Annotated in this window: 25 protein-coding genes and 1 pseudogene; 8 read left to right on the top strand and 18 right to left on the bottom strand. The window is 70.8% G+C overall.

Annotated features, from left to right (window positions below):
* Nucleotides 1–298: 298 nt before the first annotated feature.
* Entirely contained in the window at nucleotides 299–1,711 is a 1,413-nt protein-coding gene (locus tag AMIS_RS12360; RefSeq protein WP_014442616.1) for an MFS transporter, read from the bottom strand.
* Between the two features lie 68 nt (nucleotides 1,712–1,779).
* On the opposite strand from AMIS_RS12360, the gene AMIS_RS12355 reads away from it, so the two are divergent.
* The gene (locus tag AMIS_RS12355; protein ID WP_014442615.1) at nucleotides 1,780–2,352 is read left to right on the top strand and encodes a helix-turn-helix domain-containing protein; all 573 of its coding nucleotides are present in this window, start codon (nucleotides 1,780–1,782) and stop codon (nucleotides 2,350–2,352) included.
* A gap of 3 nt (nucleotides 2,353–2,355) precedes the next feature.
* Here AMIS_RS12355 and AMIS_RS12350 read toward each other — a convergent pair whose 3' ends face one another.
* From AMIS_RS12350 to AMIS_RS12330, 6 genes and pseudogenes are all read right to left on the bottom strand, one after another.
* Nucleotides 2,356–2,565 (bottom strand): dodecin, encoded by a 210-nt coding sequence (locus AMIS_RS12350; RefSeq protein WP_014442614.1) that lies wholly within the window; start codon nucleotides 2,563–2,565, stop codon nucleotides 2,356–2,358.
* Nucleotides 2,562–3,842: an alpha-hydroxy-acid oxidizing protein gene (locus tag AMIS_RS12345; protein WP_014442613.1), complete on the bottom strand. Its 1,281-nt coding sequence runs from the start codon at nucleotides 3,840–3,842 to the stop codon at nucleotides 2,562–2,564. Before AMIS_RS12345 ends, AMIS_RS12350 begins: the two co-directional genes overlap by 4 nt.
* An 8-nt stretch (nucleotides 3,843–3,850) precedes the next feature.
* Complete coding sequence (locus tag AMIS_RS12340; RefSeq protein WP_014442612.1) at nucleotides 3,851–4,339, bottom strand: SigE family RNA polymerase sigma factor; 489 nt, start codon at nucleotides 4,337–4,339, stop codon at nucleotides 3,851–3,853.
* A 441-nt stretch (nucleotides 4,340–4,780) separates the two neighbouring features.
* Nucleotides 4,781–5,251, bottom strand: coding sequence for a thiamine pyrophosphate-dependent enzyme (locus AMIS_RS43645; RefSeq protein WP_231859291.1), 471 nt, complete (start codon nucleotides 5,249–5,251; stop codon nucleotides 4,781–4,783).
* Nucleotides 5,252–5,535: 284 nt separating this feature from the next.
* Nucleotides 5,536–6,348, bottom strand: a pseudogene (locus AMIS_RS44060) (thiamine pyrophosphate-binding protein); the annotation flags it as partial.
* Between the two features lie 119 nt (nucleotides 6,349–6,467).
* On the bottom strand, nucleotides 6,468–7,241 hold the full coding sequence (locus tag AMIS_RS12330; protein WP_014442609.1) for a cyclase family protein: 774 nt from the start codon (nucleotides 7,239–7,241) through the stop codon (nucleotides 6,468–6,470).
* Nucleotides 7,242–7,309: 68 nt separating this feature from the next.
* Here AMIS_RS12330 and AMIS_RS12325 point away from each other — a divergent pair, with 68 nt between their 5' ends.
* Nucleotides 7,310–7,756: an SRPBCC family protein gene (locus tag AMIS_RS12325; protein WP_014442608.1), complete on the top strand. Its 447-nt coding sequence runs from the start codon at nucleotides 7,310–7,312 to the stop codon at nucleotides 7,754–7,756.
* Here the strand turns inward: AMIS_RS12325 and AMIS_RS40445 are convergent.
* The gene (locus AMIS_RS40445) at nucleotides 7,742–8,443 is read right to left on the bottom strand and encodes a DUF4232 domain-containing protein (RefSeq protein ID WP_051041933.1); all 702 of its coding nucleotides are present in this window, start codon (nucleotides 8,441–8,443) and stop codon (nucleotides 7,742–7,744) included. The genes AMIS_RS12325 and AMIS_RS40445 overlap by 15 nt on opposite strands.
* A 101-nt stretch (nucleotides 8,444–8,544) precedes the next feature.
* Nucleotides 8,545–11,364: a beta-L-arabinofuranosidase domain-containing protein gene (locus AMIS_RS12315; protein WP_014442606.1), complete on the bottom strand. Its 2,820-nt coding sequence runs from the start codon at nucleotides 11,362–11,364 to the stop codon at nucleotides 8,545–8,547.
* 571 nt (nucleotides 11,365–11,935) lie between these two features.
* Here AMIS_RS12315 and AMIS_RS12310 point away from each other — a divergent pair.
* The 6 genes from AMIS_RS12310 (at nucleotide 11,936) to AMIS_RS12285 (ending at nucleotide 17,317) form a co-directional block, all read left to right on the top strand.
* The gene (locus AMIS_RS12310) at nucleotides 11,936–13,306 is read left to right on the top strand and encodes an FAD/NAD(P)-binding protein (protein ID WP_014442605.1); all 1,371 of its coding nucleotides are present in this window, start codon (nucleotides 11,936–11,938) and stop codon (nucleotides 13,304–13,306) included.
* Between the two features lie 117 nt (nucleotides 13,307–13,423).
* Nucleotides 13,424–14,170, top strand: coding sequence for a molybdate ABC transporter substrate-binding protein (gene modA / locus AMIS_RS12305; RefSeq protein WP_386932675.1), 747 nt, complete (start codon nucleotides 13,424–13,426; stop codon nucleotides 14,168–14,170).
* A 5-nt stretch (nucleotides 14,171–14,175) separates the two neighbouring features.
* Nucleotides 14,176–14,970 (top strand): ABC transporter permease, encoded by a 795-nt coding sequence (locus AMIS_RS12300; protein ID WP_014442603.1) that lies wholly within the window; start codon nucleotides 14,176–14,178, stop codon nucleotides 14,968–14,970.
* Nucleotides 14,967–16,007, top strand: coding sequence for an ABC transporter ATP-binding protein (locus AMIS_RS12295; protein ID WP_014442602.1), 1,041 nt, complete (start codon nucleotides 14,967–14,969; stop codon nucleotides 16,005–16,007). The genes AMIS_RS12300 and AMIS_RS12295 overlap by 4 nt, the downstream gene beginning before the upstream one ends.
* A 126-nt stretch (nucleotides 16,008–16,133) precedes the next feature.
* The gene (locus AMIS_RS12290; protein WP_041829712.1) at nucleotides 16,134–16,556 is read left to right on the top strand and encodes a DUF3592 domain-containing protein; all 423 of its coding nucleotides are present in this window, start codon (nucleotides 16,134–16,136) and stop codon (nucleotides 16,554–16,556) included.
* 32 nt (nucleotides 16,557–16,588) lie between these two features.
* Nucleotides 16,589–17,317, top strand: coding sequence for a YwiC-like family protein (locus AMIS_RS12285; protein ID WP_014442600.1), 729 nt, complete (start codon nucleotides 16,589–16,591; stop codon nucleotides 17,315–17,317).
* Nucleotides 17,318–17,337: 20 nt separating this feature from the next.
* Here AMIS_RS12285 and AMIS_RS12280 read toward each other — a convergent pair whose 3' ends face one another.
* The 9 genes from AMIS_RS12280 to AMIS_RS12245 all read right to left on the bottom strand — a co-directional run bounded on the left by AMIS_RS12280 (nucleotide 17,338) and on the right by AMIS_RS12245 (nucleotide 24,391).
* Nucleotides 17,338–17,673, bottom strand: a complete 336-nt coding sequence (locus AMIS_RS12280; RefSeq protein WP_051041929.1) for a DoxX family protein — start codon at nucleotides 17,671–17,673, stop codon at nucleotides 17,338–17,340.
* A 26-nt stretch (nucleotides 17,674–17,699) separates the two neighbouring features.
* Entirely contained in the window at nucleotides 17,700–18,335 is a 636-nt protein-coding gene (locus tag AMIS_RS12275; RefSeq protein ID WP_014442598.1) for a TetR/AcrR family transcriptional regulator, read from the bottom strand.
* A gap of 53 nt (nucleotides 18,336–18,388) precedes the next feature.
* Nucleotides 18,389–20,278 carry an acyl-CoA dehydrogenase family protein gene (locus AMIS_RS12270; RefSeq protein WP_014442597.1) on the bottom strand — a complete coding sequence of 630 codons (1,890 nt, stop codon included), beginning with the start codon at nucleotides 20,276–20,278 and terminating at the stop codon, nucleotides 18,389–18,391.
* A gap of 496 nt (nucleotides 20,279–20,774) precedes the next feature.
* Nucleotides 20,775–20,939, bottom strand: a complete 165-nt coding sequence (locus AMIS_RS12265) for a hypothetical protein (RefSeq protein ID WP_231859290.1) — start codon at nucleotides 20,937–20,939, stop codon at nucleotides 20,775–20,777.
* Between the two features lie 110 nt (nucleotides 20,940–21,049).
* A complete protein-coding gene (locus AMIS_RS12260) occupies nucleotides 21,050–21,577 on the bottom strand; it encodes a quercetin 2,3-dioxygenase (protein ID WP_014442595.1) in 528 nt (175 codons plus the stop codon).
* Nucleotides 21,574–21,879 (bottom strand): hypothetical protein, encoded by a 306-nt coding sequence (locus AMIS_RS42565; RefSeq protein WP_014442594.1) that lies wholly within the window; start codon nucleotides 21,877–21,879, stop codon nucleotides 21,574–21,576. The genes AMIS_RS12260 and AMIS_RS42565 overlap by 4 nt, the downstream gene beginning before the upstream one ends.
* Before the next feature lies 1 nt (nucleotide 21,880).
* Nucleotides 21,881–22,621: an alpha/beta hydrolase gene (locus tag AMIS_RS12255; RefSeq protein WP_197538004.1), complete on the bottom strand. Its 741-nt coding sequence runs from the start codon at nucleotides 22,619–22,621 to the stop codon at nucleotides 21,881–21,883.
* Between the two features lie 67 nt (nucleotides 22,622–22,688).
* The gene (locus AMIS_RS12250; protein ID WP_014442592.1) at nucleotides 22,689–23,468 is read right to left on the bottom strand and encodes an IclR family transcriptional regulator; all 780 of its coding nucleotides are present in this window, start codon (nucleotides 23,466–23,468) and stop codon (nucleotides 22,689–22,691) included.
* A complete protein-coding gene (locus AMIS_RS12245) occupies nucleotides 23,465–24,391 on the bottom strand; it encodes a fumarylacetoacetate hydrolase family protein (protein ID WP_172666580.1) in 927 nt (308 codons plus the stop codon). Before AMIS_RS12245 ends, AMIS_RS12250 begins: the two co-directional genes overlap by 4 nt.
* Nucleotides 24,392–24,454 lie beyond the last annotated feature (63 nt).

Genomic DNA, 24,454 nt, shown 5'->3' with positions numbered 1-24,454 from the left:
GTCCGTGATGTCTCCAGCTGCTTCCCCTGTCGCTGGCTCAGCCGGCCCCGGCCGGCGGCGTTCGGCTGCTTCCAGGCCAGTCCGCAACCCGGCGTCGCCCAACCGGCCTCGATCAGGGCCGCGATCACCGGGCGCTGCCCGCTGGTGGTTCGCTCACGGCTACTCCACCCGCGGGCAGCGAGCTGATCGGTGATCTGCGCGCGGTTCACGTTTACCCGATCGGCAGCAAACGACCGCTGCTGAACGACGAATCTCCGCGAGCCCGCTGCCGTGGACCGTTGCCCCAGCGACCGATTCGTCACCGGCTGGGGCGCGACTCCGCCGCCGGTGCCGACGCCGGAGCGGCCGCGACCGGAGCCCGCTCCGCGACCGGAGCCAGCCTGGCGGCCAAAGCCACCACCAGGCCACATCCGGCGACCAGGACCCAGCCCGGCCGGGTCGCCGCGGCCAGCACGTCCGGCGCGACGTCACCGAGAGCCACCCCGGACGGCGCCACGTGGCCGATCACCACGCCCGCCAGCGCCACCCCGAGCGCCGTCCCCACCTGCCTCGATGTGGAGGCGATCCCGCCGGCCACGCCGGAGCGCGACGGCGGCAGGCCGCTGACCGCGGTGTTCGTGATCGGCGCGTTCGCGAACCCGATTCCCACACCGAGCAGCAGATAGGCGAGCAGCAGCACCGGCACACCCGTCCGGTCGCCGAGTCCGATCAGGATCACTCCACCGGCGAACGTGAAGATCCCGGCGAGCCGCAGCGGCAGGCGCGGTCCGATCCGACCGGTCAGATGCCCCGAGTACGGGGCGAGAACCGTCGCCGCCACCGCCATCGGCAACGTGGTCAGCCCCGCCACGAGTGGGCTCATCCCCCGCGCGAGCTGCAGATAGAGGCTTCCCAGCAGCAGCGTCACACTCAGCGCCAGGAACATCAGCACCGCGCTGCCGACCGCCGCCACGAACGCCGGCCGCCGGAACAGCGCCAGGTCCATCAGCGGCTCGGCCCGCGACAACTCGACCCGGAGGAACAGCACGGTGGCGATGCCGGCGACCCACCAGAACAGCGGCCCCTCGATGAGCGCCGCGACCGTCCCGCCGACCATCGCGATCAGCAGCAACTGTCCGGGAACGTCCAGTGAGCGCGCCTGCGGCGACCGGGACTCGGGCACGTAGAAGACGGTCAGGACCAGCACCACCGCGATGATCGGCAGGTTCGCCCAGAACACCGTGCGCCAGCCCAGCCCTCCGGTCAGCAGCCCGCCGAGCACCGGCCCGGCCGCCATGCTCAGCCCGAACACCGCCGCCCACACGCCGATCGCCTGCGCCCGCTGCCGCGCGTCGGTGATCGCGCTGACCACGATGGCGAGCGCGACCGGGCTGAGCATCGAGCCGCCGACGCCCTGGATCACCCGGGCCGCCACCAGCGTCCCGGCGCTCGGCGCGAGGGCGCAGGCGGCCGAGCCGATCGCGAACAGCACCAGACCGATCCGGAAGACCCGGCGCCGGCCGAGCCTGTCGGCCAGCGCACCCGAGGTGATCAAAAGGCTGGCGAGGACCAATGTGTACGCGTCGACGACCCACTGCAGCCGGGCGGTGTCGAGGCCCAGATCCGCCCCGATCGACGGGAGCGCGATGTTGACCACGGTCGTGTCCATGCCGACCAGGAAGATGCTCGTGCAGCAGATCGCCAGCACCAGCCAGGGACGTGTCTCCTTCATGGTTGACGATCGTCACGGTCGTCAACCCCACCCGACCAGCGAACTTGCGGAAACCGCAAACTGGTCGGGTGGACGATGACGTGGAAGAGCTGCTCGACGGCATCGGACCGCGGCTGCGCCGGATCCGTCAGGACCGCGGCCTGCTGCTGACCGACCTCGCCGAGGCGACCGGGCTGTCGGTCAGCGTGCTGTCCCGGCTCGAGTCCGGCAAGCGGCGGCCCACGCTGGACCTGCTGATCCCCCTGGCCCGGGTCTACCGGCTGGCCCTCGATCACCTGATCGGCGCCCCGCCGACCGGGGACCCCCGCGCGCATCTGACGCCGCACCGGGCGGACACCCGGACACGGTTGAACGCCGTGGTGGTGCCGCTCACGACGTACCCGGGAAGGTTGCAGGTTTTCAAGCAGATCCTCGGGCCGTCGCCGGACCAGCCGGTGCGCGTGAGCCATGCCGGTCATGCCTGGTTCTATGTGCTGGCCGGGACGGTCCGCCTGCTGCTCGGCGACACGGAACGGCTGTTACGGCCGGGCGACGTCGCCGATTTCGACGCGAGCGAGCCGCACTGGTTCGGACCGGCCGACGACAAGCCCGCCGAGATCCTGCACCTGTTCGGCCCGCACGGCGACCGCGTCGGGCAGTAGGACTCAGTCCTCGACCCGGAAACCGATCTTCAGCCGCACCTGGAAGTGGGCGACGTCGCCGTCCACCACCTGCCCGCGGATCTCCTTGGTCTCGAACCACTCGATGTTGCGCACGGTCCGCGACGCCTTCGCGATGGCGGTGCGGATGGCGTCCTCGACACTGTCCGGGCTGCTGCCCACGACTTCACTGAGCCGGTACACGTGATTGGTCATGCGCTCAGTGTGCCCTGCGGCACGAGCACATCCCGGGTGATCTCGGAGAGGTTCTGCACGCCGGAGAGCGCCATCGTGAGGTCCAGCTCGGCGATCACGTTCGCGATCACCTCCTCGACGCCGCGCTGACCGGCGATCGCGAGCCCGTACATGTACGGCCGGCCGAGCAGCACCGCGTCGGCGCCGAGCGCGAGCGCCACGAACACATCAGCGCCGGTACGGATGCCGCTGTCCATCAGGATCGTCGGCTCCGGGCCGACCGCGTCGCGGACACGCACCAGGGCGTCGAGCGAGGCTATGGCGTTGTCCACCTGGCGGCCGCCGTGGTTGGACACCACGATCGCGTCGACGCCCTCGTCGACGGCGCGCCGGGCGTCGTCGGGGTGCAGGATGCCCTTCAAAACAATCGGCAATCGGGTACGGGTCCGCAAGGTGGCGATGTGATCCCAGCTCAGGCGGGGGTTGGAGTAGATGTCGAGGAAAGTCTCGACGGAGGCGCGAGGGCGCGGGCTGCGCAGGTTGGCGAGGAACTTCCCGGGGTGATTGCGGGTGATCTCGATCAGGGAGCGGATGGCGCCCAGCGTGATCTCCACGCTTTTGTTCGTCCCTTCCCGTGCGCGGCTGGTCACGAGATCGTGGAATCGCGGGTCGGAGGTGTACTGGGCGATCCCCAGCCCCTTCGCGAACGGCAGGGATCCGAGATTCAGGTCCTGCGGCCGCCAGCCGAGCACCGTGGTGTCCAGCGTGATCACGAGAGCGCCCGCCTGCACCGCCTCGGCGCGGGCGATCAGGCTGTCGACCAGCGCTTCGTCCGTACTCCAGTAAAGCTGAACCCACCGCGGCGCCGCACCCATCGCGGCCGCCGTCTCCTCCATCGGCGTGCCACCCTGATTGGTGAAGATGTAGGGCACACCGGCCGCGGCGGCGGCCCGTGCCGTGTGCAGGTCGGCGTCCGCGGCGATCAGCTGACCGGCGCCGATCGGGGCGAGCAGCAGCGGCGCCGGCAGACGGGTGCCGAGCAGCTCACGGGACATGTCCCGGTCCGCCACGTCACGCAGCATCCGCGGCACGATCGCCCACCTGTCGAACGCGGCGCGGTTGTTGCGCATCGTGCGCCCCTCCCCCGCGCCACCGGCGACATAGGCCCAGCCGGCCGCGCTGCTCGCCTTGCGCGCCCGCCGCTCCAGCTCCGCGAAATCGGTCGGCACCGCCGGCCGCCGACCCAGCACACCGGCCCGGTAGATGATGTTCTGCCGCTCCCGCCCCGCTCCACGCATGCCTGAATTTATTTCAGGTGTACCCGCAGCGCCGCCAGGGCCCGAGCGGTCTGACTCTTTACGGTTCCGGACGAACATCCGAGCCGGGCCGCGGTCTCCTCGACCGAGAGGTCATAGACGTAACGCAGCACCACGACCTCCCGTTTCGCCGGCGACAGCGTCCGCAGCATGCCGACCATCGCCTGCCGGTCGACGACGGCCTGCGGCCCGCGACTCTCGCTGGGCTGCTCCGGCAGGATCCCCATCGGGCTCTCCCGCCAGGTGCGGCGGTGCTCGTCGATGGCGGTCCGGATCAGGATCCGCCGCACGTAGGAGTCCGGATTGCCGGTGGCCGCGACGGTCGCCCAGTGCCTCAGGACCTTCGTCAGCGTGATCGAGACCAGGTCCTCGGCGGTGTGCCAGTTGCCGCAGAAGGCGTAGGCGGCGCGCCGCCACCCGTCCATCCGGCTCGACACGAAGTCCCGGAACGCCTCCTCGTCGCCGCCGTTCAAGATCATGCCCCCAAGGTCCGTCGGGCGGCGGTCAGCGAACACCCTCCGCCCCTCCACCACAACCCCGCCACCCGGCCCCACCACCCCCGCCACCCGGCGGGGGAGGCGCGGAGGCAGAGCGGCGCGGCGAGAGCACGGCGGGGCGGCGCGGGCGGCACGGGCGGCGCGGGAAGCACGGGCGGCGCGGGAGGCACGGGAGGCACGGGCGGCGCGGGCGGCACGGGCGGCACGGGAGGCACGGGCGGCGCGGGAGGCACGGCGTTGGGGCGCCCCGGGAGCGCGGAGCGCACGCGAGCCGTAGCCCACGCAGCTCAAACGGCCCGGAAGCCGGCACGGACTACGGCTCGGACCGCCCCGCCGTAGCTGGCGCAGGTCGGGCCGGCCGGAAACCTGCGTCCGCTACGGCTCGGATTCGGGCGCGCTCGGACCCGCGACGATCTCACCCCGTCAGTGGCCCTGGAACGCCTCCTCCAGCCACCACGACGGGCGGTCCCGGGTCACCTTTGCGTCGATCACCATGGGGACCTCGCGCGGACCGGCCAGCCACCCCCGCACCGGACCCAGATCATCCACCGACCTCACCGTCACGGCCTCGCACCCGTGACCGCGAGCGATCGCCGCCAGGTCGGTCTCCGGGAAGACGACCGTGTCCAGCGGATCGCCGCCCGGCCCGAAATGGTGCACTTCAGCGCCGTACGCCTCGTCGTTGTAGATCACGATCAGCATGCCGAGACCGAGCCGGCGGATGGTGTCGAGTTCGGCCATGCCCATCAGGAAACCGCCGTCGCCGCACGCCGCGACCGGGGTCCGGCCGGGGTGGGCCAGGGCGGCGCCGAGCGCGGTGGCGAGTCCGAGACCGATCGACTGGAAGGCCTGCGTGAAACAGAACCCTCGGTGATCGGGAACGGACAGGAACATCGACGGGTAGCCCATGAAGTTACCCGAGTCGACGGCCACCACGCGTTCCGGCGGGAGCAGGTCGTCGAGGGCGATGCTGAGTGTTCGCGGGTCGATGTGCGCGGCGGTGCCGTCGTCGGTGAACGGCTCGTCACGCCAGCGGCGGCGGGCGTGGAGCTCACCCCGTACCGAATCGGTCCGGAAACCGGGAGTGGCGCGCGTGAGCGCGGCGTGACCGCGACGGCGCAGAGCCTCGCGTCGCTGACCACGCCCAGGTGAACCGGGCGGTGCGCGCCGAGCGACGACTGATCGATATCGACCTGGACGACGGTGGCGGCCGGGTTGATCAGCTTGCCGTGGCGGCTGGTCCACATGTTCAGCGAGGCGCCCCAGGCGACCACGACGTCCGCGGAGGAGATCAGTTCGGCGGCGAGCGGAGTGGCGAAACCTCCGGAGACGTCCAGGTTCCAGTCGTTGCCGGCGAAAAGGCCCTTCGCGACCGCCGACGTGGCCAGCAACGCACCGCACCGGGCGGCCAGGGTCTCCAGTTCGGCGCGCGCGTGCAACGCTCCCCGACCCGCGATGAAAACCGGTCGCTGCGCGTTGGCGAGCAGGTCGGCGAGCGCCGTCACCGCAGCGTCCGACGCACGCGGCGGCTCGATCGACGGCGCCGCCGGCGGGTCAGTGAACTCGGCGGACGCGGCTTGAACATCGATAGGCAGATTGAGTACGACGGTGCGCCGCTCCGCCACAGCGAGCCGCCACGCCCGTGCGGTATCGGACACCGCCGTCGCCGGACCGTGCACCCGCTCACTGGCCGCGCCGACCGCTCGCGCCAGCGCTTCCTGGTCCACCCGGAAGTTCGACAGCCGCGCGCTCGCCGCCGGCTCCGCAGCGACGACGATCATCGGGGTACGGCTCTTCGCCGCCTCGGCAATTCCGGTCATGGCGTTGGTGAGCCCGCAACCCTGATGAACCGTGACCACGCCGGGGCGCCCGGTGAGCCGGGAGTAGGCGTCGGCAGCGGTCGCGGCGCCGCCCTCGTGCCGGGTCGCGACGAACCGCGCACCGTGCTTGACCAGCGCGTTCGTGACGTGGAAGTTGCCGCTGCCGACCACGCCGAAGACGTGATCGGCTCCCAGCCGGACAAGGGCCGCCCCGACGACGTCAGCGACGGTGCCCACCGCGACCGCGCCGCCCGCAAACGCGCCGTCAGCCGACGTACCCGTGCTGTCCCTCACCGTTCGACGAGGGCCAGCACTCGGACCGGACTGCCCGAACCGCCCGTGATCGGCAGGGGCGGCGCGATCACCACGGCGCCGGTGGCCGGCAGGGTGTCCAGGTTGCGCAACTGAGTGAGGCCGTATTTGTTCGCCCCGAGCAGATACGAGTGGCACGGGAACGCCGGGTCGAACGAGTGCGCGGCCCCCGCGTCGGTGCCGACCGTCTCCACGCCGATGCCGATGACCGGCGCCTCCTCGGCCAGCCACTTGGCGCACTCCACCGAGACGCCCGGGGTGTGCGGGCCGGTCTCGTTCGCGTTGAGGAACGCCTCCTGGTCACCCGAGCGCGCGTCCCAGCCGGTGCGCAGCAGCAGCCAGCCACCCTGCGGGAGCGGCCCGTGCTCGGCTTCCCAGGCGCGGACGTGCTCCACCTCGAGCAGGAAATCCGGATTCTTGCTGGCTTCTCCGGTCACGTCGATCACCACGGCGGGGGCGATCAGCCGGGTCAGCGGAACCTGCGACACGTCGTCGCCGTCCCGCCCGGTCGCCCAGTGCACCGGCGCGTCGAAGTGCGTACCGGTGTGCTCGCCGGTGTGGATGTCGTTCCAGTACCAGCCGGGACCCCGGTCGTCGTAGCGGCTGATCTCCTCCAGCCGGAACGGGATCGTGTTCGCGAACGGCGGCGGCAGCTGCAGGATCGGCGTGCTGCTGGAGAGCGGCGCGGTGAGGTCGACCACCTCGATCGTGCCACCGCTGATTCCGGAAAGAAGTGACTGAAGGACGCTCATCGGATCTCCACAGTGGCGAGCTCGACGGTGATCACCTGGACTCTAGTGACATCGTGTTGGATGGGGGAATGACCGAACGTGTCGTCAGCGCGAGTCGCGAGATCGCGGCCGCCGCCCCGGAAATCTTCGAACTGATCGCCGACCCGTCGCAGCAGCCGCGCTGGGACGGCAACGACAACCTGTCGCAGGCCGCCGCCGGCCAGCGGATCCGCAGCCGCGGGGACATGTTCGTCATGACGAACACCAGCGGCAAGGTACGGGAGAACCACGTGGTCGAGTTCGTCGAGGGCCGCCGCGTCGCGTGGACGCCCGCCGAGCCCGGCCAGACACCGCCCGGCCACCTGTGGCGATGGGAACTCGAGCCGCTCGACGACGGCCGCACGCTGGTCACCCACACGTACGACTGGACGAACCTCACCGACGAGCGCCGCCTCCCGAGGGCCCGGTCCACGACCGCGGACAACCTGCGGGCCTCGCTGGACCGGCTCGCCCGGGTCGCGTCAGAGCAGGGGTAGCTCCGGCGGCTCGCTGATGGTGCCGCCGCCGGTCCGGGTGGGCCTGGGCGCCGGCTCGACGGGCTGCCACGGGCCGACGCCGAGACGGCCGGTGCTGCCCAGGTCGAACGGCGCGTCGAGGATGACGCGCTGCGCCGGCTGTCCGACTTCGATCAGGGGGACGGTGACCGGCGGGTTCGTGATGTCGTCATAGGTGTTGCGCCACGCGAAGGGGGCCGCGGCCTCGTCGCCGGGACGCAGGTCGATGCGGCGCGGCGAGACGTCGAAGTGTTCCAGGGAGGCGGAGATCTCGGCGGTACGGTGGGTGATCCGTACCGCGACGGGGTTCCTGTCCTCGTCGAGCGGCCGGACCGCGGGGTAGCCGTCGAGGCGAATCGTCGTGTCGCCGCAGTTGGCGATGAACAGGGTCACCGCTCGCAGGCCCATCGCCGCGTTGGTCTCGCCGAACCACAGTTCGGCGCCGGAGGGCGGGCAGGTGACGGCCACCGGCGGCTTCGCGTGATCAGCCTGGCCCGGGCGGCCGGGCGTCCCGATCTCCGGATAGGTCGCATAGGGAACGCCCGGCGCGCGCTCGGCCGACTCCGGCGCGGCTTCTCCCGCCGCGGCTTCTCCTGCCGCGCCTTCTCCCGGCGCGCCGCAGGCGGACAGGACGAGCGGCACGAGAAGCAGGGCCAGCAGCCGTTTCACCGGGCCCATCCTGCCTCAGCGCGGCAACACCTCCGGACACCCGTCGCCACTGATGCGGTGAGCGCGGCGAGGGGCGCCCCTCGTGAGGGCGCCCCTCCCTGTCAGGCCGCGGCCTTTCGCACCGCGGCGGCCTCCTCCCGGCTGAGCAGTCCGGCGCGCTCCCACCTGCGAGCCGTGTCCGAAACCGCCCGCTGGAACTCGCGCTTGGAACGGAACGGGGCCCGCGACCACAGCTCGTCGAGGAACGTGGTTCCGTCGTCGCCGGCCCGGTTCGGGACGCCCGAGTCGACGCCGGCGAAGACGATCGTCGGCTCCTGGCGGCGGAAGTACGCGTGGTAGGCGGCCGTGTCACCGATGTAGAACGGCTCGAACGGGACGTCTCCCGCGGTGAACGTATTCGGCCGTGTGCCGGGCTTGACGACGCCGGCCAGGTCACCGGTCAGCGGCAGGGACGAGTACCAGGACATCGGCAGGTAGTCGGTGCTCGTCGACTTGGCGACCAGGGCGAGCGGACCGTAGAGCAGCGCCTGCAACGACGGGTCGTCCAGGGCGCGCTCGACGTGCAACCGGTACGGGGAACTCACCGTGATCGTGTCCCCGGACCGCCAGTGCCGGTCGAGGCTGACGTAACCGTCCCGCCCCGCACGAACCCTCTGGATCTTGGAGTTCACCGTCACCGAGAAATCGTCGTCCGCCCAGGACGGGACGCGCAGCCGCAGGTCGAGGCGGGCGCTACCGGTGATCGTCAGCGTCGTCTCCGGGGAGCGCGGGTAGTCGCCGGTCTGCGTGACGGTGAGCTTCTTCGCGGCCCAGTTCAGCGTCGACGGGATGTAGAGGTTGACGTAGAGCGTGTCCGATTTCGCCGACCGGAACCAGATGGTGTCCTGGTACTTCGTGTGGTTCTCCAGGCCGGTGCCACCGCAGCAGGTGCCGATGTTGCCGTAGCCGCGGCGGGCGCCCGGACCGACCGGGACCATGTACGTGACGAGCGGATCCGTGGTGCTGTCGACGTCCCGCCGCGACGCCAGGATCTGGTTGACCAGGGCTTTCTCGTAGTAGTCCATGAACCGGCCGTCCGGCGCGTGGGAGAACAGGTTCCGGGCCACCTTGAGCATGTTGTAGGCCGCGCACGACTCGGCGTTCGTGGTGTTGACGATGCTGCCGGCGATCACGTCCCGCTTGCGGAACACCTCGCCCTGACCGGTTCCGCCATGCATGTACGTCCGGTGCGGCACCACCATGTCGAAGAAGTTCGCCGCGGCGGTCCGATAGGTCTTGTCCGCGCCGTTCTCGTAGAGCCGCAGATAGCCGAGGAACTGCGGGATGTGCTGGTTGGCGTGCTTACCGTCGAGGCTGTCGATATCGGCCACGCAGTCGGCGAGCAGCTTCGTGTTGTCGAAGAAGCGCGCCGTCTCCAGGAACGTCTTGTTGCCGGTCAGCGTGGCGAGGTCGACCATCACCTCGTTCATGCCGCCGTACTCCCCCGCGATGTAGAGCGCCCACATCCGGTCAAGCTGCTCACGGGGCAACTTACTGAGCCGGCTGTGCGCCCACTCGCCCATCCCGCGCACCACATCGAGCGCCGTCGCATTGCCGCCGAGCGTGTGCGCGTCCAGCAACCCGCGCATGATCTTGTGACACGTGTAGTACGGCGCCCAGATCGCCGGATAGGTCGTGAGTTGTTCGAGAAGAACGAACTGCGTTTCCGGGTACGCGGCGAGGAAGCCGGCGTGGCTGGGACCGGGCGCTCCCCCGACTCCGGTGATGACTGCGGCGTCCCAGTCGCGGCCGCTCGCGTCGGCGACCGTGGTGCCCTCGGTCTCGTCGAACCGGTACCAGGCGAGGTTGCCCCTCAGCTCTCCGCTGATCTCCTCGGCGGTCAGCGCCCGGTCGAACAGGTGGAACTCGTCGACGACGCCCTTCAGGTGCGCGTCGCCGTACTGTGAACGGCCGATCCAGTTGTTCTTCGGAGCGCCCAGCGCCGCCGGGGTCAGCGTCATCGCCGGATTGGTGCCGACCGCCTGCCCGTCGACGTACAGGGTGCCGACCTGACCGTCCAGCGTCACCGCGAGATGCACCCACTGGTTGATCGGCAGCGGGGTCGTGCTGCCGATCCGCTGCTCACCGCCGCTGCCGCCGGTGGTGATCGCGAACCGTGGCCCGACGCCGTCGTGAATCGTCAGGAACATGTTGGCAGCCGTGCCGGTGCCGAAGTCGAACGCCCGTGACCAGGTGCGCTGCTCGTCCAGCTTCACCCACATCGCGATCGTCACCTTGGTCAGGCCGTCGATCGTGGCGTCCGGCAGGCCGACGTACTGCCCGTCGCCACTGAGCTGCAGGCCCCCGCCGCTCTTCCCGGCGGTCCACGTCGCGGGCGGTGGCGGCGTGCCCGGCGTGCCGACCTGCGCGGTCCACGCGTCCTGGCACTCCTTGAGCGCCGTCACGATGTAGTCGAGCTTCTCCTTGAAGATCGCCTCACCGGTGTCCGCCCACGCCTGCGCCAGCATCGAGATGAAATGCCCGCTGTAGTGCCCCCGCAGGTTCCCGGTCGCGTCGTCCCACCCACCCGGCGGCTGCGCGCCCCGGTTGTCCAGCCCCGCGGCGGTCCGGAAATTACTGACGATCCGGTCCGCGTCGTACGCCCGCGCATAGGCGAGGATCCGATCCCGCTTCTCTGTGAAGATGCTCGGCAGCAGATCGACCTGGTCAAGGCCGAAGGGCACGGCCTTCCACGATGGGGGTACGGGGAAACCGTTGACCGTGACAGGCCGGGTCCCGCCGTGCGGCAGATGCCCGCCCCCGCCGTGCGCACCGGTCCCGCCGTGCGCCTCGGCCGGCGTCCCGGCGGCGATCAGGGTCGCGCCGGCGGCGGCCGCACTGTACTGCAGCAGTCGCCGGCGGGAGATGGAGTTGTCGGTCATGTGCGCGCTCACTCCCCTAGCTCCACCGATCCCCGGACAGCCGGAATCGACGGTTCACATGTTTCGGTGGCGGTCGGCCCTCAGAGACGCTGATGGCATGGTCATTGCAGGTGGGAAGCTTGCAGACGTCCTGTTAACAGCGCCGAAAAGGTTTTCAGAAACGTAATCCGGTAGAGACACTCTCGTCAAGACCTTCAATCTCGCACCACGGCCCAAGCCGCCTGGATCGGCCGTGCGCGTGGGTCGCCGCCGCGACATCGGCGGGTCGCGCCGCCGGGGCGACCACCGTTCGACCCGATCGCCGCACCGCCTCACCACCCAGCGAATGCGCCCGTGACCAGGGCATGAGCGAGCCAGGGCCGACTGAGTGATCATGAGATGCGCGAGCCATGCCATCATCATGGCGAAGCCCCCATGACACCGCCCTAACAGCCTTCGTCATACCCGCGACACAGAGCTGAATAACCTACCAAAACTATAGGTTTTATGGTTCTCTAGGAAAACCACGGCGACGGGAGGACACCATGTCAAGCGTCTGTACCAGGCGGCCATCGACCCGGACGGATGAGCGGTGACCAGCACCGTCGCTCGCGGACGGGCGCCCGGCAACCGTCCCGGCACGCAGACGAGAACCGTCGCGATCATCGGCGGCGGCGCCGGCGGGGCTCTAGCCACGCGCGCCCTGCTCGCCGATCCCACATGGCGGACGGTCCTCGTCGCGCCGGATTCCCAGCCCGGCCGGGGCGTCGCCTACGGCACGGCCGAGCCCTGGCACGTGCTCAACTCGCGCGCCGCGGCGATGACCGTGGATTCCGCGGATCCGCTGCACCTGGTCCATTGGTGCCGTGAGCGCGGCCTGCCCGCCGAGCCCGCCGACTTCCTCCCCCGGTCGCTCTACGGCGACTATCTGGCGGACCAGTTCGCTGAGGCCACGAAGGCCGCCGGTGACCGATTCCGACACCACCTCGCCAGCGCCACCGCGATCCAGCGCGGGCCCGGCGGTTATCTGATCTCCGACGACAACGGCTGCCAGACCCATGCCGACCAGGTCATTCTCGCGGTCGGCAACCCCGCGTCACGGCGTCCCGCGGCGGTCACCGCGGAGGCCGCCCGCAGCGTCGAGTACGTCGCCGACCCGTGGGCCTTCGGCGCGCTCGACGCCATCCCCACGGACCTCCCGGTGCTGCTCATCGGCACCGGACTGACCGCGATCGACGTGGCGCTGACGCTCACCGCGAACGGCCGCCGCACCCCGCTCGTGGCGATCTCCCGCCGCGGCCTGGTGCCCCGCCCGCAGCCGGAAATCCCTCCCGCCACGACCGATTTCGACCTCCCGGCTGCCGCGGCCCTGGGGCCGCTGCTGCGCCGCGTCCGGGAGCAGATCGCCGCCGGCGCCGATTGGGTCGCGGTGATGGATTCGGTACGGGGTAGAGCAGACGCCCTCTGGTCCGCCCTCGACCCGTCCGCCCAGCAGCGATTCCTCCGCCACTGCCACCGTTTCTGGGAGGTCCACCGGCACCGCATGGCCCCGCCGATCGCCGCCCGGGTCGCCACCCTGCGCGCGGAAGGCCTGCTGGAGACCCGCGCCGGCCGCCTCACCTCGATCGTCCCGCACCCGGACGGCGGCCTGACCGTCACCGTCGAGGGCGACGCCCCGCAGCGGTACGGCGCCGTCGTGAACTGCACCGGACCAGGATCACTTCCGGACACGGCCAGCCCGCTCGTGGCGGACCTGCTGCGCGCCGGACTGCTCCGCCCGGGACCGCACGGCCTCGGCATCGACACCGACACCGGCGGCCGGGCGATCGGCGTGGACGGCGCCGTCGCGCCGGGACTCTGGCTGGTCGGCCCGCTGCGGCGCGGCCGGCTCTGGGAGGCGACCGCGATCCCGGAGATCCGCCGTCAGGTCGAGCAGATCACCCACAGTTTGCAGATGCGATAGACACCGACGCCGGCACCCTGGTGTCTGCGGACACGGAACGAATTCTTCAGCAGCATCTGCGGAGCGGCTAGAGTGCTCACCGTGAATAGCCTTCGTTTCGCCGTGGCCGGGCTCGCCGTGCTTCTCACCTCGAGCCTGGCCGCCTGCGGCGGGGAGACCACCGACTCCGCCGGCACGGCGGCGGCCGGGCCGGGATCCGCGGGCGGCCCGGTCACCGTGTTCGCCGCCGCCTCCCTGACCGAGTCGTTCACCACGCTGGGCAAGCAGTTCGAGTCGGCACACCCGGGCAGCACCGTCACGTTCAACTTCGGCGGCAGTTCGGCGCTGGCCACCCAGATCAACGAGGGCGCACCGGCGGACGTCTTCGCCTCCGCCGCCCCGAAGAACATGCAGGCCGTGACGGACGCCGGCACGCCCACCACGTTCGTGCGGAACCAGCTGGTCATCGCGGTCGGCAAGGGCAACCCGCAAGGCGTCACCGGGCTGACCGACCTGACCAAGCCGGACCTGAAGGTCGCGCTCTGCGCCGACGCGGTGCCGTGCGGCGCCGCCACGAAAACCGCCACCACGGCGGCCGGCGTGACGATCACCCCGGTCACGCTGGAGCAGGACGTGAAGGCCGCGCTCGCCAAGGTCAAGCTCGGCGAGGTGGACGCCGCCCTGGTCTACCGCACCGACGCGAAGGCCTCGGCCGCCGACATCGACGCGATCGAGTTCCCGGAGTCCGCGACGGCGATGAACGACTACCCGATCGCCGTGCTGAAGACCGCGAGAAACCCGGCCGGCGGGCAGGCGTTCGTCGACTACGTGCTCTCCGCCGAGGGCACGAAGGTTCTCATCGAGGCCGGATTCCAGGCACCCTGATCATCGTGTCCAACGGTCGCCGGGGCGTACCCCTGGCTCTTCTTCTCCCGGCCGGGCTGGGGCTCGCCTTTCTGGTGCTGCCACTGATCGGCTTGCTGGCCCGTACCCCATGGTCGTCTCTTTTTGATCGGCTCGCAGAGCCGGAGGTGATGACCGCCCTGCGCCTGTCGCTGGTGACCGCGACCATCGCCACCGGGGTCTGCCTGCTGCTCGGCGTGCCGCTCGCGTGGCTGCTGGCCCGCGTCGAGTTCCCCGGACGCCGGGTGGTGCGCGCGCTGGTCACGGTGCCTTTGGTGCTGCCGCCGGTGGTCGGCGGCATCGCGCTGCTGCTCGCCCTCGGCCGGCGCGGGCTGATCGGCGAATGGCTGGACTCGACGTTCGGGATCACGCTGCCGTTCACCACCGCCGGGGTGGTGATCGCCGAGGCGTTCGTGGCGCTGCCGTTCCTGGTGATCTCGGTGGAGGGCGCGCTGCGCGGCGCCGACACCCGGTACGAAGAGGCCGCCGCCACCCTCGGCGCCGCGCCCTGGACCCGGTTCACGCACGTCACGCTGCCGCTGGTCGCCCCGGGCATCGCGGCCGGGGCGGTGCTCTGCTGGGCGCGGGCGCTCGGGGAGTTCGGCGCCACCATCACGTTCGCCGGAAACTATCCGGGGATCACCCAGACCATGCCGCTCGCCGTCTACCAGACCATGGAGAGCGGTGACCTGGAAGGAGCCGTGGTGCTCAGCCTGATCCTGCTGATCGTGTCGGTGACCATCCTCGCCACGCTGCGCGACCGCTGGCTGACCTCGGCATGAGCCTTCTCGACGCGCGGCTCGTCGCGGAACGCGGCACGTTCCGCCTGGACATCGCGCTCACCATCGCGCCCGGCGAGACCGTCGCGCTGCTCGGGCCGAACGGCGCCGGGAAGACCACCGCGCTGCGCGCCCTCGCCGGGCTCACCCCGTTGAGCGGCGGGCACGTACGCCTGGCCGGCCAGGACCTGAGCGATGCCGCGCCGGAGGACCGGCCGATCGGGGTGGTGTTCCAGGACTATCTGCTGTTCCCGCACCTCAGCGCCCGGGACAACGTGGCGTTCGGCCCGCGTAGGCGCGGCGTCGACAAGCGGGCCGCCCACGAGATCGCCGACCGCTGGCTGGACCGGGTCGGGCTGGCCTCGTTCGGCCGGCGCAAGCCGCGCCAGCTCTCCGGCGGGCAGGCGCAGCGGGTGGCGCTGGCCCGGGCGCTCGCTGTCGACCCGGTGCTGCTCCTGCTCGACGAGCCGCTCGCCGCGCTGGACGCCCGTACCCGGTTGGAGACCCGCGGTGAGCTGCGGCGGCACCTGGCCGCGCATCCGGGCGCTACGCTACTCGTCACCCACGATCCGCTGGACGCGCTGGTGCTGGCCGACCGGCTCGTGGTGGTCGAGCAGGGCCGGGTGGTGCAGGAGGGCGACGCCGCGACGATCACCGCCCGGCCGCGTACCGATTACGTGGCCCGGCTCGTCGGGCTCAACCTCTACCAGGGCCGCGGCGACGGGCACACGGTCACGCTCGTCGACGGGTTCGCGCTCGCCACCACGGACACCGTGCACGGTGACGCGTTCGTGGCGTTCCCGCCGGCCGCGGTCGCGCTGCACCCGGCGCAGCCCGGCGGCAGCCCGCGCAACACCTGGCCGGCCGTGCTCGCCGACATCCAGCGGCACGGCGACAACCTGCGCGTGGTGCTGGACGGGCCGATCACGGTGGCCGCCGACATCACGCCGGCGGCCGCGGCCCAGCTGCGCCTGGAGCCCGGCATGGAGATCTGGGTGGCGGTGAAGGCGGCCGAGACGCGCGCCTATCCCGCCGATTGATCCCCTCTCTGATCGATTGCCCCCTCTCGCTGATTGATCCTCTCTCGCTGATTGACCCCCTCCCGTCGATTGATCAACGGCGATACCGGGCAATCGGCGGCCATGAGATCGCGCAGACTTCCGCCGGTGTGGCTCTTCGCCGGGATGGGGGTGGTCGTCGTGGCCGTCTTCTCCTGGCTCACCTATCAGAACTGGACGAACGACCTCGCCCTGTCCGACCGGGGCGTCGAGACCACGGCGCGGGTGACCGACGTCGGCGGCAAGGGCCGGGTGCACGTGGAGTTCACCACGACCGACGGCCGGCCGATCTCGACCCTGGTCGGTCAGGGTGACGAGGCGGACGGCACCCGGGTCCGCGACACCATCCCGATCACCTACGACCCCCGCAAACCCACGTCCGAGGTACGGGATACGCGCGTCCCGGAGAACCATCGGATCGCCTGGTTCACCACCGGCATGACGCTGTTCGCCCTGGTGGGGATTCCGATCGCGACGTGGCAGCTGGCCCGCGAGCACCGCCGCCGCCGTAGTGGGGCATTAAGGCCCTGATCGCGCGTCCGATCGGCGGATACCGTGCGGGAGTGACCACCGCTGTGCGCCGGCCGGTCCGCCGGCAGTACGTTCCCCCGCAGCACGGGGCCTGGGCGATGCTGCTCCTCCCCTACCTGGCCGGGACGATCGTCGCCGGTTTCCGGTGGCCGGACGTGCCGCTGCTCGGCGCCTGGCTCGCCGGGTACCTGCTCTCCTACTTCGTCATGCAGGCGATCAAGTCACGGCGTCCGCAGCGATACCGGGCGCAGATCACGCTGTACGCCCCGGTCACCGTGGTGCTCGCCGCGCCGGTCCTGCTGGCCTGCCCGCGGCTGCTGGTCTTCGCGCCGGCGTATGCGGCGCTGCTCGCGGTGAACGCCTGGTACGCCTACCGGCGGCGGGAACGGGCCCTGATCAACGATCTGGCGTCGGTCGTACAGAGCTGCCTCATGGTGTTCGTGGTGGCGGTCGTCGCGGGGCGCCCGGCGGCGGAGGTGGTCACGCCGTTCCTGGTGGTGGCGCTGTATCTGACCGGCACGGTCCTCTACGTGAAGACGATGATCCGGGAACGGGGGAACGCCCGCTATCTCCGGGCGTCGGTGGTCTTCCACGCCGTGGCTGCGCTCTGCGGGTTCGTGGTGGGCGTCCTGCCGGGTGTGGTGTTCACGGCGTTGCTGGTCCGGGCCTGGTCGCTGCCGGGACGGTCGCTGACCCCGAAGCGGGTGGGGCTCGTCGAGATCGGGGCCAGCGTCCTCGTCCTGCTCGCGGCGACGCTCTGAGTCGTCGTCCCCGCGGGCGCTCACGTGAGGGTGATCAGGTAACCGGTCAGGACCGTCGCGGCGAGGGTGGGCAGCAGGGCGCCGCGGATGCCGTCGCCGCAGATCAGATGGCTGGCGACGGCGCCGGCCATCAGCAGGAGCAGGGTGATCGCGCTGGCGACGCCGATGCCGGTGACGAAGAGGCCGGCCGTCACGCCGAGCACGCCCAACAGCTCGATCAGGCCGATGAAGCGGAACTCGCCCGGGGAGAAGCCCAGGTGGCCGGCGGTGTGACGGGTGTCGGGGGCGCCGCTGACCTTGGACGTGCCGGAGACGCCGAAGGCGCCCATCGCGAGGATCGCGAACGTGAAGTTCACCGTGCCACCTCCACTAACCTGCACAGCTATGTGCGAGTTAGCTTAGCCTGCTCGATCGCCGCGTCCGCGTCCGCTCCGGGCAGGCCGGCGGCGATCAGAATCGCCCGGGCGGCGCGGTCGCCGGAGTCCGTCCAAAGGCCGTCGTTCACCGAGCGCAGCAGCGACAGGGTGAGCGCCTGGAGCGCGTCGCTGAGCACCTCGAGCGGCAGGTGGGTGGCGAACCGGCCGGTGTCGCGGGCGCGGGCCAGCAGGTCGAAGCCCTGCGCGCGGATCGGGCCCAGCAGGTCGCGGAGACGGGCGGTGCCGTATTCGGATTCGGCCAGCGAGATGAGCAGGCGGTACTGGTCACCGGCCGTCCAGATGGTCAGCGAGAAGTCCGCGAGGGCCACGGCGGGTTCCACGGTCGTCCGGTCGGTGTGGCTCAGCGCCTCCAGGATGTCGGCCGCGGCCTTGTCGCCCAGGCCGGTGATCAGCGCGTCCCTCGTCGGGAAGTGGGCGTAGAGGGTACGGCGGACCACGCCCGCCGCCTGGGCCAAGTCATCCATGCTGGCGTTCGGATCGGTGATCAGCAGGGTGTGGGCGGCCTGCAGGATGCGGGTCCGGTTGGCCTCGGCGTCGCGGCGGCGGGGGCGGTCAGGGCTGGAGGTCGCGTCCGTCGTCACGCGGTCATGCTGACACACGGACGCGCCCACCAGATCTTGGAACCCGCGCCGGGTCAGTCCGGGGGCGGGACGCGACGGCGAACGTCGGGGACCTCGGCCGGCCCGCGCTGCCACGCCGCCACCCACGCCTGGTCCGCCGGCGCCTCCGGCGCGATCACACCCTCCTCCAGGAACGTGTACCGGCCGCCGAGCACCCGCGACGCCGCCTTCACATCCAGCCGATCGGTGTTCTCCCACAGCGCCGCGAACAGCGCCTCGGCCCGCAGCCGGGACTGCTGGCAGAACAGGTCGGCGAGCTCACGGCCCTCGGGACGGCCCTCGGCGCGGGCCCGGACACAGACCGCCGCCATCGCGTACAGCTCCGCGCCGATGTCCACGATCCGTCCCAGAAAACCCTGCTTGCGCTCGAGGCGTCCCTGCCAGCGCGACATCGCGTAGAACGTGGACCGGGCCAGTTTGCGGGACGCGCGTTCCACGTACCGTAAATGGTGCGCGAGGGGACCGAATGGGGCGTACCCCGTGGGATTTTGGCCCTGACCGACCGCGAGTGTCGGCAGCCACCGTGCGTAGAACGCTCCGGCTCGCGCCCCCGCGCGGGCCTTGCGTCCGAGGCCGGCGTCGGGATCGATGATGTCGCCGGCGACCGAGAGGTGCGCGTCGACGGCCTCCCGGGCGATCAGCAGGTGCATGATCTCGGTCGAACCCTCGAAGATCCGGTTGATGCGCAGGTCACGCAGGATCTGCTCGGCCTCCGCGCCGCGCTCGCCACGGGCCGTCAGCGAGTCCGCGGTCTCGTAACCCCGGCCACCGCGGATCTGGATCAGCTCGTCGGCGACCTTCCAGGCCATCTCGCTGGCGAACAGTTTCACCAGGGCGGCCTCGATCCGGATGTCGTTGCTCGCGTCGTCGGCGATCAGGCAGGAGAGGTCGAGCATGGACTCCATCGCGTACGTGGTCGCGGCGATGAAGGCGATCTTCGTGGCCACCGCCTCGTGCTCGCCGACCGGACGGCCCCACTGCACCCGGTCCGCGGACCATTCCCGGGCGATCGTAAGCGCCCGTTTCCCGGCGCCGACACACATCGCGGGCAGCGACAACCGGCCGGTGTTCAGCGTGGTGAGCGCGATTTTCAAGCCTTTGCCGAGTCCGCCGATGACATTCGCTTCGGGTACGAACACGTCGTGGAACCGGGTGACGCTGTTCTCCAGTCCGCGCAGCCCGAGGAATGCGTTACGCCGCTCGACCGTGATCCCCGGCGAATCGCCCTCGACCACGAATGCGGTGATGCCTTTCTCCGGCACCCGGGCCATCACCACGAGCAGCGTCGCGAGGGTGCCGTTGGTGGCCCACAGTTTCAGCCCGTTGAGCCGGTAACCGCCCTCGACCGGCTCGGCGACGGTGCCCAGCCGGGCCGGGTCGGAACCCACATCCGGCTCGGTGAGCAGGAACGCCGACACCTCACCGGCCGCCAGCCGGGGCAGAAACGCCTTCTTCTGCTCCGCGCTGCCGAATATCTTCAGCGGCTGGGGCACGCCGATCGACTGGTGCGCGGAGAGCAGCGCCGCGACCGAGGCATTGACCGAACCGATCAGCGTGAGCGCCTTGCAATAGTGCAGATTCGACAGGCCCAGCCCGCCGTACTCCCTGTCGATCTTCATTCCGAACGCGCCGAGCCGCGCGAGGCCCTGGAACACTTCATCCGGGATGCGCGCGTCGCGCTCGATCTGCGGTCCATTCACTTCGGTACGCAGGAAGGAGCCGAGTCTCGCCAGAAAATCCTCGGCATCGGGACTCGGCGGGATCTCCGGCCGTGGATCGATAAGGTCGAGCCGGAGCCGGCCGAGGAACAGTTCCTTGCCGAAACTCGGCTTCCGCCACTCGGACTCCCGGGCGGCCTCGGCGGTCTGCCGGGCCTGCTTCTCGGAGACGTGCGTCGTGGTCATGGGCGTGCCCTCCTTGACCCTCGTCTCCGGTCACGGTACCGAGGTTTGTTACCGGAAGGTAGCCGTGTGGTTACTCCCCGGGCGTGTGTTCAGATGGCGCACCGACGGTCCGGGAAGGTTGTGGGGGGTCCGCTGGCCCAGCATGGACCGGGCCTCGAACCGGTGCGCTCCCCTGACAGCACCGAGCGCCAGCCGAATCAGCGCATCCGCACTCACGACCAGCCGGACCGGCCGGCACACAGAGCACCAACACTCACGACCAGCCGGACCGACCGGCGCACAGTGCTCCCGGAACGCCCCGCAAGCAGCACTCACGACCAGCTCGCCCCGACCGGCTGGCGCACAGTGCTGCTGAGCGCCGGATCAGACGACACTGAGCACCAGCCGACGTCCACCACTCCAAGATCCACGGCTGCGCCGCCAAGCCACCCCGCCGCCCAGCCGTCACGCCACCCCGCCGGCCCACCCGCCCGGCCGGCCGCCGTCACGGGAACGGCTACCGCGCCGCCCGGCGGCGGGCTCGATACGGGAGTGCGAACAGATACAACCCCGAGAAGAACAGCAGCGCCAGCGGCAACAGCGGCAGATAGGAAATCCACACAACCGGATCCTCCTGCGCCAACGCAACGACCGTGACCAGCACCGTCACGGTGAAAGCCACAGCGAACCACCGATGAGACCGCCGAATCCATGCATTCATGCCGGCCACGCTAAAACCCCGGCCCCGGCACCCGCTTCTCGAAAACTGACCGAACAAGCAGCCGGAACAAATCACCACTGCGCGTCAGGGATGAACCTCATGTTGTGAGCTTCCGCCGCGGCCCGCATCCGGGGGAACGGCGGCACGAAAGGCTCCCCGTCGTTCGACGCCGACGCCACGGGCGTGCCCATCTGCTGGAAGAACCGCTCGAACCCGCCGGTCGCCGCCCCGAGGATCAGCGCCGGCTTCTCCACCTGATAGGCGTGCGCCGCCCCCGCCGGGACGAATCCGAAGTCGCCTTGACCGAGCAGCCGGTTCACCTTCTGCCCGTCGGGCATCTCCACGAAGAGCCGCACCAGCCCTTCGACGATGTAGAAGGTCTCGTGCGTGTCCGCGTGTGAATGTGTCGGGATGACGTCGCCGGCCGCGCACCGGGAGGTGAACATCCCGAATTGCCCGTCGGTCTCGTCGCCGCTGAGCAACACCGTGAACGTGTCGGCGAAGAGTTTGGCGTGCTCGCCCTCACCGGCGGCGAGGAAGTAGGGCTGCGGCGAGCCCGGCAGCGCCCGGTGGTCGCCGGCCAGGTACTGGATGCTCATCGGTGTCTCCCGTCACGAAACGTATGGGAAACAGGTTCGCCATCGGGGTGGTCCCCGGCACAGCGGCTTGCCATTGAATGAAACGGCTTTTGTGGCGCAGGTCGCAGCCAGCCGGCCAGCCATCGGGTCAGCCGCGGCATCACCACCCAGGTCATCAGCGCCACCACACCGGTGATCACCACGGCCGAGCGCAGCACCGGCGGCCAGCCCGTCGTCAGCGGCGTGAGCAGGGCGGACACCAGGTTCTGCAAGACTAGGATCACCGAGGCGGTCAGCACGAACGTCTTCCAGCGCGGTGGCACGTCAGGCGTCCGTGACCGCGTGCGTGAACCGGACGGCGGCCGCGAAGATCGCTTCCGGATCGGGCGCGTCGACCCAGAGATGACCCGCCCCGGAGATCAATTTCAGATCCACGGGTACGGCGGAAGCCCGCAGAGCCGCCGTCAGTTGCTCACTCTGTGACACCGGGACGAGCTGATCGGCCGTGCCGTGCGCCAGGTGGAACGGCGGCGCGCCGGGGTGCACGTGGGTGACCGGGCTGGCCTGCGCGGCCCGGTCCGGTGAGCCGATCAGCTGGAGTTCCCGCTCGCCCCGATGGGATCGGAGGTCCGACGGGCCGTACCAGTCGACGACGCCGGCGAGTCCGGGAACGGTCAGCCCGAGCAGGGCTGCCAGGTGCCCTCCGGCCGACTCGCCCCAGGCCACGATCCGCCCGGCGTCGACGCCCAGTTCCCCGGCGTGTGCGCGCAGCCAGCCGACCGCCGCCGTCACGTCGTCGAGCTGGGCCGGGAAGAGCGCCTCCGCGCTGAGCCGGTAGTCCACCGAGGCCACCGCGAACCCTTCGGCGACCAGCCGGGCGAACGGGCCGGGCTGCCAGTCACGCCAGGTCGGGCAGAACATCTGCCGGGACCCGCGCCGCCAGCCGCCGCCGTGCACGAACACCACGATCGGCGGCGGGACCTCGGCCGGCTCGGGGAGGTGCAGGTCGAGCAGGAGGGGGCGGAACCCGTCGATTCCCCCGTACTCCATGGTGGTGATCGTCATGGTCCTCACCTTGCGGCCGGCGACGGAGCGCAACCAACCGCTCTGCCATTGGGCGGCAAAGACGGTGTCAGGGAGCGCCGAGGGCGCGGGAGATCGCGCGGGCCGAGGTGCGCAGCGCGGGGATCAGTGAGCGCGGATCGGGCCAGCCCTCGGGCACGATCACGGAGAGCGCGGCGACCACCGCGTCACCCGGCCCGTGCACCGGGCAGGCCACCGAGATCGCCGCCTCGGGAACCAGCCGGCGCAGCGTCACGGCGCGTTCCCGGCGGGCGTCGGCGAGGGTACGGCGCAGCTCGGCCGCCGGGATCACCGCGTGCTCCGGTTCCCGCCGTAACGGCCGGGCCAGGTACGACTCCTGGAACTCCGGGTCCGCGAAGGCCAGCAGGATCAGCCCGACGCCGGTGGAGTGCAGTGGCAGGCGGCCACCCACCCGGTACAGCACCGGGATCGCGTCGTGCCCGCTGAACCGCTCGACAAGCACCGCCTCGTCACCGTCCCGCACCGCGAGCAGCACGTGCTGGTGGGTCGCCTCGGCGAGGTCGCCCAGGTAGGGAAGCGCCACCTCGCGCAGCCCGTGCCCCCGCTGCGCGAGCGACGCCACCTCGAACAGCCGCAACCCGATCGCGAATCGGCCGCTCGTGTCGCGTTCCAGCACGCCCCACGCGAGCAGGCGGTTCGCCAGGCGCAGCGCGGAACTCGGCGGGATGTCGCTGCGGCGGCTCAGCTCACTCAGGGTGAGCGTCGGGTGGGCCGCGTCGAACGCGAAGAGCAGCGACAGCGCCCGGTCGACGACCGGGTCACCGGCGGGCGGGCGGCGTCCCCGGGCCCGGGCTGGAACGTCGGTCACCCCTCTATTCTGTTGGTCAGTGTGACCGGTTCGCCGGTGGCCAGGTCGAGTTCGAGGCGGACCTCGTCGCCCCGGGCCGGGAAACGGCCGAGTTCGAGGCCGCAGAGCGTGGGGATGGTGCCGCTGCTCAGCACGTCACCCGGCCGCAGGTGCTCGCCGTGGGCGGCGTATTTGACGACGGCGCCCAGGTCGTACATGGGGCTCTTGGTCTGGCTCTTCGCCCAGATCTCGCCGTTCACGGTGACCTGGCCGGTCAGCTCGCGCCAGCGGGGCAGCACCTCGTCGGCCGTCACCACGACCGCGGACATCGAGTTGGCGAACGTCTTCGCCTTGACCACCCCGCCGAATGTCCCGCGCCGGGTGTCGTCCCACTGGGTGTCCCGCGCCGACCAGTCGTTGAGGATCACGAACCCGCCGATCGCCGCCCGTCCCTCGGTGGTGTCGCAGTCCGTCACCGACCGGGCGATGATCATGCCGATCTCGCACTCGAAGTCGAGCACCGAGGCGAACGACGGCCACGCGACGGTCGCCCCGTCCGCGTGCATGGCCCGATGATTGCCCATGTAGAACTGCGGATCCCGGTAGAAGTTCGGCCTCGGCCGCATCGGCGGCGGCACCCGTCCGGTCACCCGCTCGAAGCTCCGGGCGAACCGCCGGATCCCCGGCGACCCGAACCGCTCCACCATCCCGCGCGCGCCGTTGATCATGTGCTCTTCCCAGAGCGCGAAACACCGCAGCGAAGCTGCTTCCAGGGGCAGGCCCATCGGTCCGCCGCCGGCCTCTTTCCGGTACGGGTCACCGAACGCGCGCTCGGCATCCCGTACGGCGTCGATCCCGCCACCCAGAAACGTCAGCAGGTCGTCCCCGACCACCACCCAGGCGCCGGTGACCTGGTCCCACGCCACCAGCTGTCCGTCCCTCATGCCCACCCGCATGCGCGCCCCTCTCGATCACCAGGAACAACGCACGAGACCTGGATCAGGCTC

The organism is Actinoplanes missouriensis 431, from assembly GCF_000284295.1.
Classification (GTDB): domain Bacteria; phylum Actinomycetota; class Actinomycetes; order Mycobacteriales; family Micromonosporaceae; genus Actinoplanes; species Actinoplanes missouriensis.
This window is presented reverse-complemented; position numbering and strand designations above follow the sequence as displayed.

Coding starts and splice junctions, on each gene's coding strand:
- AMIS_RS12245 (WP_172666580.1), bottom strand. CDS start 24,391: ATGAGGGACGGACAGCTGGTGGCGTGGGACCAGGTCACCGGCGCCTGG.
- AMIS_RS12330 (WP_014442609.1), bottom strand. CDS start 7,241: ATGAGCGTCCTTCAGTCACTTCTTTCCGGAATCAGCGGTGGCACGATC.
- AMIS_RS12345 (WP_014442613.1), bottom strand. CDS start 3,842: ATGCGTGGAGCGGGGCGGGAGCGGCAGAACATCATCTACCGGGCCGGT.
- AMIS_RS12295 (WP_014442602.1), top strand. CDS start 14,967: ATGAGCCTTCTCGACGCGCGGCTCGTCGCGGAACGCGGCACGTTCCGC.
- AMIS_RS43645 (WP_231859291.1), bottom strand. CDS start 5,251: ATGTTCCTGTCCGTTCCCGATCACCGAGGGTTCTGTTTCACGCAGGCC.
- AMIS_RS12360 (WP_014442616.1), bottom strand. CDS start 1,711: ATGAAGGAGACACGTCCCTGGCTGGTGCTGGCGATCTGCTGCACGAGC.
- AMIS_RS12350 (WP_014442614.1), bottom strand. CDS start 2,565: ATGACCAATCACGTGTACCGGCTCAGTGAAGTCGTGGGCAGCAGCCCG.
- AMIS_RS12340 (WP_014442612.1), bottom strand. CDS start 4,339: ATGATCTTGAACGGCGGCGACGAGGAGGCGTTCCGGGACTTCGTGTCG.
- AMIS_RS12325 (WP_014442608.1), top strand. CDS start 7,310: ATGACCGAACGTGTCGTCAGCGCGAGTCGCGAGATCGCGGCCGCCGCC.
- AMIS_RS12260 (WP_014442595.1), bottom strand. CDS start 21,577: ATGAGCATCCAGTACCTGGCCGGCGACCACCGGGCGCTGCCGGGCTCG.
- AMIS_RS12255 (WP_197538004.1), bottom strand. CDS start 22,621: ATGACGATCACCACCATGGAGTACGGGGGAATCGACGGGTTCCGCCCC.
- AMIS_RS12270 (WP_014442597.1), bottom strand. CDS start 20,278: ATGACCACGACGCACGTCTCCGAGAAGCAGGCCCGGCAGACCGCCGAG.
- AMIS_RS12315 (WP_014442606.1), bottom strand. CDS start 11,364: ATGACCGACAACTCCATCTCCCGCCGGCGACTGCTGCAGTACAGTGCG.